This is a genomic window from Nonomuraea sp. NPDC050547 (genome assembly GCF_044457345.1).
Classification (GTDB): Bacteria; Actinomycetota; Actinomycetes; order Streptosporangiales; family Streptosporangiaceae; genus Nonomuraea.
In genome coordinates, this window is record NZ_JBITGW010000006.1 from 327,269 (window position 1) to 341,434 (window position 14,166).

Below are 14,166 nucleotides of genomic sequence, written 5' to 3' on the forward strand. Positions count from 1 at the left end.
GGAGCGCGTATGACCGAAACACCGGACCGCTACGGATACAGCGACGAGCAGGGCATAGAGGTCGAGGAGTGGAACGACGACCTCGGCCGCAACCACGAGATCCGGGAGGACGACCCGGGGCGTGGTGACACGCTCGACGAGCGGCTCCGGCGAGAGTTGCCCGACGGCCCCGGCCGCGAGCCGCGCGCCGACCACCGCCTCACCGCGCCCGACGAAGGGCTCGGGCCCGACGTCGACGGCGAGGAGGTGGGCGAGGACTGGGGCGGCGACGCCGGCGAGGATCTGTCAGCCGAGGAGCGTGCCGTTCACATCGAGCCCGACCGCTGAGCGAGGGCGGGCAGCAGCGCCTGGAGATCGTTCACGACGAGGTCGGCCACGTCGGCCGCCTCGGGCCGGTCGGCGTGCAGGTGTCCCCATGGGCCGCGGCGCAGCAGGGCGGTGCGCATGCCCGCCGCGCCCGCCGGGCGCACGTCGTTGTCGAGGCGGTCGCCGACGTACAGGATCTCGGCGGGTTCGCGCCCGGCCACGGAGGCGACCTTCGCGAAGAACTCGGGCGCCGGCTTGGCCACGCCCCACCCGTCGGAGGTGTGGATGGAGTCGGCGGGCAGGTCCATGGCCACGAGGGCGTCGTAGGCCTCGACGGGCTGGTTGCCGGCGATCACCACCTGGTAGCCGGCCGCGCGCAGGGCGCGGAGCGCGGGCCGTACGTCCGGGTAGAGGTCGTCGGCGTCGAAGTTGTTGCGCAGTCCGTCCGGGTCGTCGCGCCGCCAGGCGGCTATCTCGGCGTCCACGTCGAGGCCGGGCCGTACGATCTGGAAGGCGTCGCGGTGCGAGCGGCCGAGGGCGGCCACGCCCCCGAGCACGCCCATGAACGTCAGCCGCGTCACCCCGAGCCGGTCGGCCCAGCGGCTCCAGATGCGGGTCTCGTCGATGAGCGTCTCACCGACGTCGAACACCAGCGCCTTGATCATCTGCCTCTTCACGCACACCAGGGTACGAGACCTACCGCCGGGCCTCGCGCCAGCGCTGCACCACGCGCTCGACGTTGAACGGGAACAGGTCGACCGGCGGCCCTCCCGCGCCCCGCTTGATCGCCTTGTTGATCTTCTCGTTGATCCCCTGGACGAGGTCGCGCACCTCGCCCTCGGAGCCCGAGTCCAACGCCAGTTCGAGCACCTCGTCGGCCTCCTTGCGCAGCGCGAGGCTGGGCGGCAGCGGCATCGACAGGCCTTCTTCGGCGAGCTTGTTCTTGATCCACCAGTTGTCGTCCTGGGGCCGGCCGGCGCCGGGGATCGGCTTGCCCGTGCCCGGCAGGTCGTCGAACTCGCCACGCTCGGCGGCCTCGCGGATCTGCCGGTCGATCCATGACTCGAAGGGCATGCCAACAGGTTTGCGCTCCGTCATGCCTCGATCCTACGTGCCGTGATCAGGCAGGCGATGGCGGGGATCGGGAAGAGCATCAGGTAGAGGTTGGGAATCCACCAGGCCGGGGAGAAGTCGCCGCGCAGCGTCCAGAACGCGATCGCCATCAGCCCCGAGGCCATGGTCAGCACCAGCGAGACCAGCATGAGCGGCGGGCCGCCCGGCCGGGGCACGCTCCCGCGCAGCAGCCACAGGCTCGTCAGCCCGGTCGCGCTGGCCAGCATGTCGATCCAGAGGAACGACCAGTTCCAGTCGGCCATGAGCGGGTTGGCGTAGTCGGCGAAGGCCCACTCGGGCGGGATCAGCCCGAGGCCCGTCACGCTGAAGTAGACGACGAAGCCGACGTCGGTGCCGAGCATCAGGGCCTTAGTCGCGCGCAGCACGGTCGATCATCTCCAGGAGGTGGCGGCGGGTGCTCTCGTGCAGGTCGGGTCCTGGCTCGCCGAGTCCGAGCAGCCGCGCCGCCCACCATCCGTCCACGGCCAGGCGTACGGCCGTCGCGGCCGCCGGGTCGATTCCGTCGTCGGCCAGCCGTTCCTGCCAGGCGGCGTAGCGCTGCCTGAGCGGCTCCAGCCCGGCGGGATCGACCAGCACTCCGGCCAGCAGGGCGACGGTGACCCGGTCGGCGGGCGCCGCGGCGGCCGGCCGTTCCGGGATGGTGGCCTCGATGTAGGCGCGCAGGTAGTCGCCGGGCCGCCCGCCGGCCTCGGCCAGGGCGTCGTCGAAGGCGGCGGTCAGGCGTTCGACCATGCCGCCGACCAGCGCCTGCTTGGTCGGGAAGTGGTAGAAGAGCCCCCCTTTGGAGACTCCGGCCCGCTTGGCGACGGCTTCGAGCGTGAGCGACTCGGCCCCGTCGGTGAGCAGGACGTCGGCGGCGGCGTCGAGCAGCCGTTCTTTGGAACTGGGTCTGGGCACGCCTCAAAACTGTACCGGTCAGCCGGTACAGTTTCAATCGGGCAAGCCGGCCTCGAACGCCAGCAGCCCCGCCTGGGTCCGGTTCGAGCAGCGGAGCTTGATCAGAATGCGTGAGACGTGCCCCTTGACCGTGGCCTCGGTCAGGAACAGCTCTCCGGCGATCTCCGCGTTGCTGCGCCCCGCGCCCAGACCGGCCAGGACGTCCCGTTCGCGCCCGGTCAGCGCCTCCAGCCTGCGCCGGGCCGCCTGGCGGCGGACCGCGCCGTCCAGCAGCCGGGACGCCGCGGGACCCGACAGCACCGTGTGGCCGCCCGCCGCCGCCTTCACCAGGTTGATCAGGTCGGCGGGCGGCGTCGACTTCAGCAGGTACCCGCCCGCCCCGGAGGTGAGCGCGCGCAGCACGTAGTGGTCGGCGTCGAACGTGGTCAGCACCAGCACGACCGGCGGCGCGGGCAGCCGGGCGATGCGCGCGATCGCCGCCAGCCCGTCCACACCGGGCATCCGCAGGTCCATGAGCACCAGGTCCGGCCGGTGGCGCACCACCGCCTCGACCCCGGCGGCGCCGTCGTGCGCCTCGTCCACCACGGTGATCTCGCCCGACGATCCGAGGATCGCGCGCAGGTGGGCGCAGACCATCGGCTCGTCGTCCACCACCACGACGCTGATCACGACGCCACCGGCAAGGTGAGGTCCACCACGAAGCCTCCCGCCTCCGACGGGCCCGCCGCCAGCGTCCCGTCCACCAGTTCCACGCGCTCGCGCAGGCCGAGCAGGCCGGTTCCGGAGCCGGCCGCCGCGAGCTCAGGGTCGCCGGGACCGGCGGGGGCGGAGTTGGCCACCGTGATGCGCACCCGGTCGCCGCTGCGGCGCAGCCGTACCGTGGTCTCGGCGCCGGGCGCGTGTTTGCGCACGTTCGTCAGCGCCTCCTGCAGGGCCCGCTCCGCCGTACGCAGGACGACCGGCGAGACCAGCGCGTCGTCGGCCTCGAACCCGACGCGCAGACCCGAGCCCTCGACCAGTTCCGCCAGCGCGGGCAGGAGCGGCACCTCGGGCTGGCCACGCACCGGCGCCGACGGCGCGCGCAGCACGCCGACCAGTTCGCGCAGTTCCTCCAGCGCCTGGCAGCCGGTGGCGCGCAGCGTCTCGGCCGCCTCCCTGGCCGGGCGATCGGCGGCGGTCAGGCCCAGGGCGCCCGCCTGGAGCACCATGAGGCTGACCCGGTGGGTGACGAGGTCGTGGATCTCGGCGGCGAGCCGTACCCGCTCCTCTCCCCTGGCCTGCTCGGCGAGCAGGTGCTGCTCGCGCTCGGCCCGCTCGGCGCGGTCGGTGAGCGCCCGGAGCAGGTTGGCGCGCGTGGACAGGTACAGGCCGAGCACGGCCGCGGCCGCGGTCAGCAGCACGGTGCGGATCCCGAACTCCGATGTCGGCCCCCACCACGCCGCCAGCGCGGTGAACAGCGCGACGGGCACCACCGCGGCCGGGCTGCGGGGCGCGTGCCGCAGCGCCAGATAGGCGGCGAACGGCGCGGCCGGCGGCGCCCAGAGGATCATCTCCAGGTGCACCGGCGGCGCGAACAGGTGGACGAGGGCCGCCCCCACCGTCGCCCAGGCGACCACGAGAGGCGAGCGGATCAGCAGGACCGGCCCGGACGCGACCAGCGCGACGGCCACCGGCCACGGCGGGCCGAGCGTGCCCACGACGTGGAGCGAGAGCATCAGGGCGGCGAGGGCCATCACGACGCGCATCAGCACGCCCTCACCCTAGGCCGCCACCGCCCGCACCGGACCCTACGAAAGTCGCAGGTGTCACCACTTTCCGAGCTTCTGCCCGACGGCCCCGCGACGCTGGAATCTCTCCCATGAACCAGACCATCACCCTGGAAGGACTCACCAAGAGGTACGGCCGCGCCACCGCCGTGGACGACCTGACCTGCGCCGTCCGCCCCGGAGTCGTCACCGGCTTCCTCGGCCCGAACGGCGCGGGCAAGAGCACGACGATCCGCATGATCGTCGGCCTCGACCGTCCCAGCTCGGGGCGGGCGGCCGTCGGCGGGCGGCCCTACCACGAGCTGCCCGCGCCGCTGCGCGAGGTCGGTGCCCTGCTGGATGGGCGGGCCGCGCACCCGCGCAGGAGCGCCCGCGACCACCTGCGCATGCTCGCCGCGAGCAACCGCATCCGCGACACGCGCGTCACCGCCGTCCTGGAGCAGGTGGGCCTGGACGGCGTCGCCGACCGGCGGGCCGGGACGTTCTCGCTGGGCATGTCCCAGCGGCTCGGCATCGCGGCGGCGCTCCTGGGCGACCCGGGCGTGCTGATCTTCGACGAGCCGGTGAACGGGCTGGATCCGGGCGGCATCCGCTGGATCCGCGGCCTGATGCGCGGGCTGGCCGCCGAGGGCCGTACGGTTCTGGTCTCCAGCCACCTGCTCGCCGAGATGGAGCAGACCGCCGACCACCTGATCGTCATCGGCCGGGGCCGCCTGCTGGCCGACACGCCGATGACCAGTGTGACCGGTTCCCTGGAGGACGCCTACCTCGCCCTGACCGCCGACAGTGTGGAGTTCGGATCATGAGAGCGGAATGGATCAAGCTGCGGACGCTCCACTCGACCTGGTGGTGCCTGGCCGCCCTCGCCGTACTCACGGCGGGGCTCGGCGTGATCATGGCCGGTGCGGCGGCGGAGGCGGCGCACGAGGGCGAGCGCCTGGAGCCGGTGGCCGCCAGCCTCCAGGGCGGCCTGCTGTTCGGCCAGGTCGCGATCGGCGTGCTGGGCGTGCTGGCCGTCACCTCCGAGTACGCCGGCGGCACCATCAGGACCAGCGTGATGGCCGTCCCGGGCCGAAGCCGCCTCTTCGCCGCCAAGTGCGCCGTGGTGGCGTCGCTGGGCACGGCCGCCGGACTCCTGACCGCCGTGGCCTCCTTCCTGATCGGCCAGCGCGTCTTCGCCGTCTCGGGCCTGCCGCACGCCGCCCTGGGCGACCCGGGGGCGCTGCGCGCCGTCCTCGGCGCGGGCCTGTACCTGGGCATGCTGGGGTTGTTCGGGCTGGCGATGGGGTTCCTGGTCCGTTCGACGGCGGGCGGCGTCATCATCGTCGTCTCGGCCACGGTCCTGGTGATCGCGATCCTCCGGCTGCTGCCGGAATGGGTGGCCCAGATCTGGCCGACGGTCGCGGGCCTGTCCGTCCTGTCGCCGGACGGCCACCTCGGCGGCTTCGCCCTCTACACCGCCTTCGTCGCCCTGACCGTGGGCGCCGGGCTGGCGGTCTTTTACCGGCGGGATGTCGGGGCATGATGTGATACTGAGCGTACCCGCCCAGACACGAAGGGACAGGTTTCATGGTCACCATTTCGCGTATGCCGCATGAGACGACCGACGAGGCTCCGTCCACCAGGGTGCGGGAGCTGTTCGATGCTCTACCCCCCCTCCCCGGCCTCCGGGTCGAGATCATCGAAGGAAACATTCGAATGAGCCCCTTGGGCACACCCAAGCATCAAGTCCTCGCTGGCCGGATCTTCCGCCTGCTCATGCCAGTGCAGGACAAACAGGATTGGGAAGCCTATCCCGGAGTGGACATTTCCATCGAGGGCCCCCGCGATACCCTCGTGCCCGACTACGCGCTCGCCCCGAAGGACTGCCCACTCTGGGGGAACGAGCTGCGCTCACGTGGCGTGATCATGGTCGCCGAGGTGGTCTCCCCTGGCAGTGTCCACGAGGACCGCGTCGTCAAGCCGAAGCTCTACGCGATCGGCGGCATCCCCGTCTGCCTCGTGATCGACCCGGTCGCGAATACCGCGACCGTGTACAGCGACATCGTCGACGAGGTTTACAAGACCAAGATCACGCAGACTCTCGGCGAGACCCTGCACCTGCCCGAGCCCATCAATTTCGAGCTGGAGACCACCGAACTCACGGAGTGAGCTTCTCCATCGCCTTCGCGATGCGCTTCTCCGAGACCGGGGTGGGGGTGCCCAGGGTCTGGGCGAAGAAGCTGACGCGGAGTTCCTCGATCATCCAGCGGATCTCCCGCACGTCCGGGTCGGTACGGCGGGCCGGGGCGAGCCGGTCGAGCAGGTCCTGGTAGTCGTCCTCGACCTTGTGGACCCGGTCCATCCACTCCTCATCCCGCCACGGTTCCTCGGGCAGCTTGGTCAGGCGGCGCTCAAGGGCCCGGAGATAGCGGGAGATGTCGGGGAGGCGTTTCACTCCGGTCCCGGTCACGAAGCCCGCGTAGACGAGCTTGCCGAGCTGGTCGCGGGCGTCGTCCGCAGAGGCGCTCCGGCGCAGGCCGGACAGCTGGGTGCCGATCGTGTGCCAGGTGCTCAGGATCTGCTCCACCTTGCCCAGCACGTCCCGGGCGGTGTCGTACAGGTCGGCCCGTACGTGCTGGTAGAGGCGGTCGAAGGAGACCGGGTCCCAGGCGGGCCCGCCCACGTCGGCCATCAGCTGGTCCACCGCCGCGTTGACCACGTCGTCGAACAACGCCACCGCGCCGCCGTGCGGACTGCGTGACAGCGCCAGCTTGGCCTGGTTGGACAGGCCGCCGAGCAGCGACCTGGCCGGGTTGGTGACGTTGAGCAGCAGCAGGCGGCGGGTGCCGGTCCACATGGAACGGCGCTGCTCGGCCTGCGTCTCGTAGATCTTGACGCCCACGCTGGAGCCCTCGTCCACCAGCGCCGGATAGCCCTTCATCCGGCCCTGCTCGAACACCTTGGGCAGCGTGCCGAAACTCCACGTGTGGAGCCCGGTGCGCTCGACGTCGTCGCCCGCGGCCGAGAGCGTCTTGCGCAGGCGCGGGGCGAGCTGCTTCTTCAGCCCGTCCAGGTCCTTGCCCTCGGCGATCGTGCGCTTGCGCTCGTCGATCACCCGGTAGGTGACGCGCAGATGGTCGGGCACCTGGTCGAGCTGCCAGGCGTCGCGCGGGACGCGTACCCCGGTCAGCCGGAGCAGTTCGCGCTCGACCGCGTCCAGCAGCGGCTCGCCGGTCGGCTTGACGCCCGCGAGCACCTGCTTGGCGTAGTTGGGCGCGGGCACGAAGTTGCGGCGCAGGTGCTTGGGCAGCACGCGGATCAGCGCGGTGATCAGCTCCTCGCGCAGCCCGGGGATCTGCCAGTCGAAGCCGTCGCCGTTGACCTGGTTGAGCACCTGCAGCGGCACGTGCACGGTGACGCCGTCGGCGTCGGCGCCGGGCTCGAACTGGTAGGTCAGCTTCATCCGCTGGCCCAGCTGCCGCCAGGTGTCGGGGTAGTCCTGGGCGCTGACGTCGGCGTTCTCGTTGACCAGCATCTCCGGCGTGAACGTCAGCACGCTCTTGTCGGAGACCGTCTTCCACCAGGAGTCGAAGTGGCGCGCGGAGACGACGTCCGCCGGCACGCGCTGGTCGTAGAAGTCGAACAGCGCCTCGTCGTCGACCATGATGTCGCGCCGCCTGGCCCGCGCCTCCAGCTCCTCGACCTCGCCGAGCAGCTTGCGGTTCTCGCGCAGGAACGCGTGGTGGCTGTCCCAGTCGCCCTCGACCAGGGCGTGCCGGATGAACAGCTCCCGCGACAGCTCCGGGTCGATGCGCCCGTAGTTGACCTTGCGGCCGACGACGAGCGGCACGCCGTACAGCGTGACCTTCTCCAGCGCGATGACCGCGCCCTGGTTCTTCTCCCAGTGCGGCTCGGAGTAGTTGCGCTTGACGAGGTGCTGCGCGAGCGGCTCCACCCAGTCGGGTTCGATCTTGGCGTTGACCCGGGCCCACAGGCGCGAGGTCTCGACGAGCTCGGCCGACATCAGCCACTGCGGCTGCTTCCTGGCCAGCGCCGAGCCGGGGAAGATCGCGAAGCGCGCGTTGCGCGCGCCGACGTACTCCTGGATCGGCCGCCGCCCGTCCTGCCCGCGCTGCTTGTCCACGACGTCCTTGACGCCGATGTGCGACAGCAGCCCGACGAGGAGCGAGGAGTGGATCTGGTACGGCGCGGCCGGCGCGCTGTTCGGCTGGACCCCGAGCGTCTGCCGGATCTGGCTGTAGATGTCCTGCCACTCGCGTACCCGCAGGTAGTTGAGGAACTCGGACTTGCACAGGCGGCGGAAGGCGCTGGAGGACAGCTCCTTCTGCTTGTCCTTGAGGTAGTTCCAGAGGTTGAGATAGGTGAGGAAGTCGGACTCGGGGTCGGCGAAGCGCCGGTGCTTCTCGTCGGCCTGCTGCTGCTTGTCGGCGGGGCGCTCGCGCGGGTCCTGGATCGACAGCGCGGCGGCGATGACCATGACCTCGCGCAGGCAGCCGTTCTTGTCGGCCTCCAGCACCATGCGCGCCAGGCGCGGGTCGACCGGCAGCCCGGCGAGCTTGCGGCCGACGCCGGTGAGCTTGCCCTGGGCGTCGAAGGCGCCGAGTTCGACCAGCAGGTTGACGCCGTCGCGTACCTGCCGCTTGTCCGGCGGCTCGACGAACGGGAACGCCTCGATGTCGCCCAGCCCGATCGAGGTCATCTGCAGGATGACGCTGGCGAGGTTGGTGCGCAGGATCTCCGGGTCGGTGAACTCGGGCCGGTTGAGGAAGTCCTCCTCCTCGTACAGCCGGACGCAGATGCCGTCGGAGGTACGCCCGGACCGCCCCTTGCGCTGGTTGGCGCTGGCCTGCGAGATGGCCTCGATGGGCAGGCGCTGCACCTTGGTGCGGTGGCTGTAGCGGGAGATGCGGGCGAAGCCCGGGTCCACGACGTACTTGATGCCCGGCACGGTCAGCGAGGTCTCGGCCACGTTGGTGGCCAGCACGACGCGCCGCCCGGTGTGGCGCTGGAAGACGCGGTGCTGCTCGGCGGCGCTCAGCCGGGCGTACAGGGGGAGGATCTCGGTGTTGCGGAACTCGGCCTTGGACAGCGCGTCGGCGGCGTCGCGGATCTCCCTCTCGCCGCTGAGGAAGACCAGGATGTCGCCCGGCCCTTCCAGGACCAGTTCCTTGCAGGCGTCCACGATGCCCTGCGTCTGGTCGTCGTCCTCGTTGAGCGGCCGGTAGCGGACCTCGACGGGGTAGGTGCGGCCGGAGACCTCGACGATCGGGGCGTCGCCGAAATGCCGGGAGAAGCGCTCGGGGTCGATGGTGGCGCTGGTGATGATGACCTTGAGGTCGGGTCGCTGGGGCAGCAGCTGTTTGAGGTAGCCGAGGATGAAGTCGATGTTGAGGCTGCGCTCGTGGGCCTCGTCGATGATCAGCGTGTCGTACTGCTCCAGCAGCCGGTCGTTCTGCAGCTCGGCCAGCAGGATGCCGTCGGTCATGAGCTTGACCAGGGTGCGGTCGCCGCCCTGGTCGGTGAAGCGGACCTTGTAGCCGACGGCCTGGCCGAGTTCGGTGCCGAGCTCCTCGGCGATGCGCTCGGCGACGGTGCGGGCGGCGATGCGGCGGGGCTGGGTGTGCCCGATGAGGCCGCGCACGCCCCGCCCGAGTTCGAGGCAGATCTTGGGGATCTGCGTGGTCTTTCCCGATCCGGTCTCACCCGCGATGATCACGACCTGGTGGTCGCGGATGGCCGCGAGGATGTCGTCCTTGCGCTGGGAGACGGGCAGCTCTTGCGGATAGCGCACCACGGGTACGGCTTCGCGGCGGCGGGCCAGGCGCTGCTCGGCGCGTTCCACGTCCGCGAGGATCTCCGCGGTGATCTTGTCCCGCGCCTCGCGCGAGCGTACCCGGCGCACGCCGTCGAGCCTGCGCCGAAGCCGCCGCTGGTCGCGTGGCATGAGCTCGGGCAGGCGGCTCTGGAGCTCGGTGAGTGGAGAAGACAACGACGAGGTTCCCATACTGCTTTCAGGATATTTGAGCCCCGCGTGCCGGGTGCCAACGGTCCATCGTGCCTGACCGCGCCGTGGATCGCATCCCAATATCGGCGGCGTCCGTGACCGGCCGCGGTGTGTCAGCACTCTCCCCAGAGTTCACCACGGTCGATCACGGACACTAGTGAGACTCCTGAGACGCCTGAAGGGTTGCATGATCCCGAAGGATTTCTGGCCATATGGACGCGCCTCCTGACCGGTGACACGATCGGGACGGAGGTGCCATGCGACGTTCGGTCCGCCGCGTCCTGCGCGACGTCCGTGAACGCAGGAACCTCGACGCCTACGTGATCGCGGTCGTGGCGATCGTCTTCGCGGTGCTGACGCTGGTGGGGGAGGCCGTGGCCGAGCAGTACCGGTGGGCGGCGATCCTGGCCGGGATGGGCGTGCTGCTCCACCGGATCACCGTGCCCGACCGCTCGCACCCGCCGCTGGGCGACCGGGCCGACTTCGAGACGCATCCTCTGCGCGAGCGGCTCACGGACGCGAAGGAGGCGTGGCTGTTCGCCCCTTCCGGCATCAACCTGCTGTCCGAGGCCAACTGCGAGGTCATCCGCCGGACCGTGCTGAGCCGTCCCGACGGCGTCTTCCGCGTCGTGCTCCTGGACCCGGAGGAACCGCACGCCGTCGACCTCGCCACCCGCCAGCTCGACGCCGGGCTGGAGTTCCCCTTGCAGAACCTGCCGGCGAGCATCGCGACCGCGCTCGACCGGCTGGCCGCGATGACGGACTGGCATGTGGCGGGCCGGGTGGAGTACGCCACTTTCTCCTACAATCCGGGATTCAGCATTCTCGCCGTCAATCCGGCGGGCGGCGACGGAACGGTGATCGTGGAACTCCACGGCGTCGGCAACCGGGCGACCGACCACCGTATGCACCTGGAATTGACCCGGCGCGCGCATGGGTACTGGTACCACTACTGGATTGAGCAGTTTGAGGGGATTTGGGACTCTTCAAGAGTGCTTGAATAGCGACCGAGAAAGGGACACCACATGGCCGCAGGGGGTTCTATGGGCGAGTCCATGCTCGTCGATCTGACCCATATCCCGTTCGACCGCCTGGCAACGGTGCCGGATGAGGTCCTGCACGAGTCTCTGGCCCGCCACCTGGCGACCGACCCCGCCAGCCGGCGATGGAACAAGAGCGACAAGGCCTGCCCGCAACCCGATCAACCTGGCCCGCGAGATCGGTGACCGGCGGCTACGCCCGGCATTCGCTGTCGCCCGCCGACCTGGCCGGGCTGGGCGCGGGCGAGGTCTCGCCCGCGCTCGCCGACACGCTCAAGCGGGCGATCGCCAGCAGGAACATCGCCCTGCGCTGCGGATCCGGCGACGCCGACGTCCTGCTGGCCGCCCTGCGCGGCACGTGGTACCAGCTCGGGCAGGACCAGATGATCGAGGTCGTACGGCGGGCCGGTGACGGGTTCGCCGAACCGGGACCGGCGGCCCGGGTGCCCGAAGACGCCGGGGTCTTCACCTCGGCCGCCGAGGCGGCCTTCGGCGAGGGCGACTTCACCGGCACCCGCCGTCTGGCCTCCGTCGCCGCCAGCCGCTATCAACTGGAGGGCGACACTCGCAGACAGGCCCAGGCCATGGCGCTGCACGGCGAGATCGCGCTGGTGGAGGGCGACCTGACCGCGGCCAGGGAGAGCTTCAGGAGCGCGCTCAACGGCTTCGAGTCGCTGGCCGACCGGCTCTCCACGGCGCGGTCGCTGTCGGCGCTGGCCAACGTGGTGGCCACCAGCGGCGACCACCGGGCGGCCGCCGACCTCTACCGGCAGGCCGTGGAGATCAACCGCACCGACGTCGAGGCCAGGACCGGGCGCGGTCAGGTCGCGTCGAACTGCGCCTTTACCCGCGCGCGCTCGACGACCTCGACCGTGCGCTCGCGCTCGGCCTGAACCCGGAGGGCGAGGCGGACGCCTGCTCGGCGCGGGCGCTGGCCCTCGCGGGTCTCGGGCGGCATGAGGAGGCGGCGGCCGCCATGGAGGCGGCCCTGCTGCTGGCGCCGGGCAGTCCGCTCACGCGGGAGCGTGCGGACCGCCTGCGCAGGTGAGGGCGGCGCCGATGATGCCCGCCTCGTTCTGCAGCGCGGCGGGCACGATCGGGGTGTCGATCTTCACGTGCGGCAGGAACCGGTCGGCCTTCCTGCTGACGCCGCCGCCGATGATGAACAACGAGGGCGAGAACAACATCTCCACGTGCTTCAGGTAGGTCTCGACGCGTTCGGCCCAGTCCTTCCAGCCGAGGTCGTGCTCCTCGCGGGCGCGGTCGGAGGCGCGGTGCTCGGCGTCCTTGCCGTGCAGTTCGAGGTGGCCGAGTTCGGTGTTGGGCACGAGTGTGCCGTCGATGAACAGGGCGCTGCCGATCCCCGTGCCGAACGTCAGCATGAGGACGGTGCCCTTCCGCCCCCGGCCCTCTCCGAAGGCGAGTTCCGCCAAGCCGGCGGCGTCGGCGTCGTTGATCACCCGGGCGCCGTCGAACAACTCCGAGGCGTTGACGCCGACCCACGAGTGGTGGACGTTCGCGGCGGTCTTGACCACGCCGTCCATCACCACGCCGGGGAAGGTCACGCCGACCGGACCGGTCCAGCCGAAGTGCTCGACGATCTCGGCCACGGTCTCGGCCACGGCGGCGGGCTTGGCGGGCTGCGGCGTGGGGATGCGCAGTCGCTCCTTGGTGAGGCGCCCGGCGGCGACGTCCACCGGCGCGCCTTTGATCCCTGAGCCACCGATATCAATGCCCAAAACTTCCATGTCTGTCCCATTCCCGGTCATAGCGAACGATGAACCAGTCTCCCGCCTCCCGCGTATCTCGCGTCACAAGCGCATATCAAGGAGGCACGGATGCGGCACCCCCATAGACGCGGCATCATCACGCTCGGTGCTGTCGCGGTCGTGCTGGGAGCTACCCTCACCACCCCGGCGCAATCCACCACCCCCCGCAACCGCTTCGACGTCGTCAACCTCGTCTCCGACGTCCGTGGCAAGGCCGCCGTCACCGATCCCAAGGTCGTCAACCCCTGGGGCCTCGCCATGGGCAAGACCCTGTGGGTCTCCAACACCGGGACCGGCACCGCCACCGTCTACTCGGGCAACGGCACGAAAGAGAAGACCGAGGTCGCCGTCCCCGGCGGCGCGCCCACCGGCCAGGTCGTCAACACCGGCGAGGGCTTCACCGTCAAGGGCGAGCCCGCCACGTTCATCTTCGCCAGCCCGAGCGGCGCCATCACCGGCTGGAACGCCGAGGCCGACCCCGCCAACGCGATCATCGCGGCGTTCACCCGGGGCGCCGACTACAAGGGCCTGGCCATGCTGGACAGCGACGACGGCTCGTTCCTGCTGGCCGCCGACTTCGCCGGTGGCCGTATCCACGCCTTCAACGAGGACTTCGAGCGGGTACGGCTCGGCCGCTCGCAGTTCCGCGACCGGGCCCTGCCCCGGAACTACCACCCGTTCAACGTGGCGGTCGCCAACGGCTCGGTGTGGGTCGCCTCGGTGCTGCGCGACCCCCAGACCGGCAAGGCGGTCCCCGGGCGCGGCAAGGGCTTCCTGAGCCGGTTCAGCCCCGACGGCAGGCTCACCGGCCGCATCGGGCGCGGCCCGCTCAACGTCCCGTGGGCGATCACCACGGCGCCGCGCGGCTTCGGCGCCCTGGCCGGATCGCTGCTGGTCGGCAACTTCGGCGACGGCACCGTCCACGCCTTCAGGAGCGGCCGCCACCTCGGCGCCCTGCGCGGCGCGAACGGCCGCCCGGTCGTCCTGCCCGGCCTGTGGGACCTGGAGCCCGGCACCGCGGCCACGGGCGGCGAGAACGCCGTGTGGTTCGCGGCCGGCATCGACGGCGCCAAGCACGGCCTGATCGGACTTCTCCGGCCGGCGGGCGCCCGCCCCGCCACACCCGCGCCCGTCGGCACCTCCACCCCGAAGCCGACGAAGACGACGGGAGGTGGTTACTAGGCCCTTCTCCAGCCCGGCGCGGGCGGCGCGGCCCGCGCCGCGGCGGTGATCTCCTCTGGTACGGA

General features: G+C 71.1%; 16 protein-coding genes and 1 pseudogene. 9 read left to right on the forward strand and 8 right to left on the reverse strand.

From position 1 onward, the window contains the following. Positions 1–9 precede the first annotated feature (9 nt). Positions 10–327: a DUF5709 domain-containing protein gene (locus tag ACIBHY_RS17790; RefSeq protein ID WP_397307214.1), complete on the forward strand. Its 318-nt coding sequence runs from the start codon at positions 10–12 to the stop codon at positions 325–327. On the opposite strand, the gene ACIBHY_RS17795 is transcribed toward ACIBHY_RS17790, so the two are convergent. From ACIBHY_RS17795 to ACIBHY_RS17820, 6 genes are read right to left on the reverse strand one after another with little or no spacing between them, the layout of a single operon-like run. Then, positions 306–971, reverse strand: a complete 666-nt coding sequence (locus ACIBHY_RS17795; RefSeq protein WP_397243765.1) for an HAD family hydrolase — start codon at positions 969–971, stop codon at positions 306–308. The genes ACIBHY_RS17790 and ACIBHY_RS17795 overlap by 22 nt on opposite strands. Before the next feature lie 31 nt (positions 972–1,002). Next, positions 1,003–1,380: a DUF1992 domain-containing protein gene (locus tag ACIBHY_RS17800; RefSeq protein WP_397307215.1), complete on the reverse strand. Its 378-nt coding sequence runs from the start codon at positions 1,378–1,380 to the stop codon at positions 1,003–1,005. A 20-nt stretch (positions 1,381–1,400) separates the two neighbouring features. After that, positions 1,401–1,805 (reverse strand): DUF5360 family protein, encoded by a 405-nt coding sequence (locus tag ACIBHY_RS17805; protein WP_397307216.1) that lies wholly within the window; start codon positions 1,803–1,805, stop codon positions 1,401–1,403. Further along, the gene (locus tag ACIBHY_RS17810) at positions 1,789–2,337 is read right to left on the reverse strand and encodes a TetR/AcrR family transcriptional regulator (protein WP_397307217.1); all 549 of its coding nucleotides are present in this window, start codon (positions 2,335–2,337) and stop codon (positions 1,789–1,791) included. The genes ACIBHY_RS17805 and ACIBHY_RS17810 overlap by 17 nt, the downstream gene beginning before the upstream one ends. Positions 2,338–2,370: 33 nt before the next feature. After that, positions 2,371–3,006 (reverse strand): response regulator, encoded by a 636-nt coding sequence (locus ACIBHY_RS17815; protein WP_397100784.1) that lies wholly within the window; start codon positions 3,004–3,006, stop codon positions 2,371–2,373. Beyond that, positions 3,003–4,082 (reverse strand): sensor histidine kinase, encoded by a 1,080-nt coding sequence (locus ACIBHY_RS17820; protein ID WP_397243763.1) that lies wholly within the window; start codon positions 4,080–4,082, stop codon positions 3,003–3,005. The genes ACIBHY_RS17815 and ACIBHY_RS17820 overlap by 4 nt, the downstream gene beginning before the upstream one ends. A 113-nt stretch (positions 4,083–4,195) precedes the next feature. On the opposite strand from ACIBHY_RS17820, the pseudogene ACIBHY_RS17825 reads away from it, so the two are divergent. The 3 genes and pseudogenes from ACIBHY_RS17825 to ACIBHY_RS17835 all read left to right on the forward strand — a co-directional run. Beyond that, positions 4,196–4,855: pseudogene (locus ACIBHY_RS17825) on the forward strand (ABC transporter ATP-binding protein); the annotation flags it as partial. A 50-nt stretch (positions 4,856–4,905) separates the two neighbouring features. Next, positions 4,906–5,628, forward strand: a complete 723-nt coding sequence (locus tag ACIBHY_RS17830) for an ABC transporter permease (RefSeq protein WP_397242182.1) — start codon at positions 4,906–4,908, stop codon at positions 5,626–5,628. Positions 5,629–5,690: 62 nt separating this feature from the next. Continuing rightward, a complete protein-coding gene (locus ACIBHY_RS17835; RefSeq protein ID WP_397307218.1) occupies positions 5,691–6,254 on the forward strand; it encodes a Uma2 family endonuclease in 564 nt (187 codons plus the stop codon). Here ACIBHY_RS17835 and hrpA read toward each other — a convergent pair. Continuing rightward, positions 6,244–10,110, reverse strand: coding sequence for an ATP-dependent RNA helicase HrpA (hrpA, locus tag ACIBHY_RS17840; protein WP_397242178.1), 3,867 nt, complete (start codon positions 10,108–10,110; stop codon positions 6,244–6,246). The genes ACIBHY_RS17835 and hrpA overlap by 11 nt on opposite strands. Positions 10,111–10,367: 257 nt before the next feature. Between hrpA and ACIBHY_RS17845 the strand changes: the two genes are divergently transcribed. From ACIBHY_RS17845 to ACIBHY_RS17860, 4 genes are read left to right on the forward strand one after another with little or no spacing between them, the layout of a single operon-like run. Then, complete coding sequence (locus tag ACIBHY_RS17845; RefSeq protein WP_397307219.1) at positions 10,368–11,114, forward strand: hypothetical protein; 747 nt, start codon at positions 10,368–10,370, stop codon at positions 11,112–11,114. 51 nt (positions 11,115–11,165) lie between these two features. Continuing rightward, the gene (locus tag ACIBHY_RS17850; RefSeq protein ID WP_397242174.1) at positions 11,166–11,336 is read left to right on the forward strand and encodes a hypothetical protein; all 171 of its coding nucleotides are present in this window, start codon (positions 11,166–11,168) and stop codon (positions 11,334–11,336) included. Next, positions 11,333–12,043, forward strand: a complete 711-nt coding sequence (locus ACIBHY_RS17855) for a tetratricopeptide repeat protein (protein WP_397307220.1) — start codon at positions 11,333–11,335, stop codon at positions 12,041–12,043. Before ACIBHY_RS17850 ends, ACIBHY_RS17855 begins: the two co-directional genes overlap by 4 nt. Further along, positions 12,040–12,198: a tetratricopeptide repeat protein gene (locus ACIBHY_RS17860; protein ID WP_397307278.1), complete on the forward strand. Its 159-nt coding sequence runs from the start codon at positions 12,040–12,042 to the stop codon at positions 12,196–12,198. The genes ACIBHY_RS17855 and ACIBHY_RS17860 overlap by 4 nt, the downstream gene beginning before the upstream one ends. On the opposite strand, the gene ppgK is transcribed toward ACIBHY_RS17860, so the two are convergent. Next, the gene (gene ppgK / locus ACIBHY_RS17865) at positions 12,164–12,898 is read right to left on the reverse strand and encodes a polyphosphate--glucose phosphotransferase (protein ID WP_397242170.1); all 735 of its coding nucleotides are present in this window, start codon (positions 12,896–12,898) and stop codon (positions 12,164–12,166) included. The two genes, ACIBHY_RS17860 and ppgK, sit on opposite strands and share 35 nt — an antisense overlap. Before the next feature lie 90 nt (positions 12,899–12,988). On the opposite strand from ppgK, the gene ACIBHY_RS17870 reads away from it, so the two are divergent. Then, a complete protein-coding gene (locus ACIBHY_RS17870; protein ID WP_397307221.1) occupies positions 12,989–14,101 on the forward strand; it encodes a TIGR03118 family protein in 1,113 nt (370 codons plus the stop codon). Positions 14,102–14,166 lie beyond the last annotated feature (65 nt).

Excerpts from the sequence above, each read along its gene's own strand:
- ACIBHY_RS17790 (WP_397307214.1), top strand. The coding sequence starts at position 10 with ATGACCGAAACACCGGACCGCTACGGATACAGCGACGAGCAGGGCATA.
- ACIBHY_RS17795 (WP_397243765.1), bottom strand. The coding sequence starts at position 971 with ATGATCAAGGCGCTGGTGTTCGACGTCGGTGAGACGCTCATCGACGAG.
- ACIBHY_RS17800 (WP_397307215.1), bottom strand. The coding sequence starts at position 1,380 with ATGCCCTTCGAGTCATGGATCGACCGGCAGATCCGCGAGGCCGCCGAG.
- ACIBHY_RS17820 (WP_397243763.1), bottom strand. The coding sequence starts at position 4,082 with ATGCGCGTCGTGATGGCCCTCGCCGCCCTGATGCTCTCGCTCCACGTC.
- ACIBHY_RS17830 (WP_397242182.1), top strand. The coding sequence starts at position 4,906 with ATGAGAGCGGAATGGATCAAGCTGCGGACGCTCCACTCGACCTGGTGG.
- ACIBHY_RS17835 (WP_397307218.1), top strand. The coding sequence starts at position 5,691 with ATGCCGCATGAGACGACCGACGAGGCTCCGTCCACCAGGGTGCGGGAG.
- hrpA (WP_397242178.1), bottom strand. The coding sequence starts at position 10,110 with ATGGGAACCTCGTCGTTGTCTTCTCCACTCACCGAGCTCCAGAGCCGC.
- ACIBHY_RS17845 (WP_397307219.1), top strand. The coding sequence starts at position 10,368 with ATGCGACGTTCGGTCCGCCGCGTCCTGCGCGACGTCCGTGAACGCAGG.
- ACIBHY_RS17850 (WP_397242174.1), top strand. The coding sequence starts at position 11,166 with ATGCTCGTCGATCTGACCCATATCCCGTTCGACCGCCTGGCAACGGTG.
- ppgK (WP_397242170.1), bottom strand. The coding sequence starts at position 12,898 with ATGGAAGTTTTGGGCATTGATATCGGTGGCTCAGGGATCAAAGGCGCG.
- ACIBHY_RS17870 (WP_397307221.1), top strand. The coding sequence starts at position 12,989 with ATGCGGCACCCCCATAGACGCGGCATCATCACGCTCGGTGCTGTCGCG.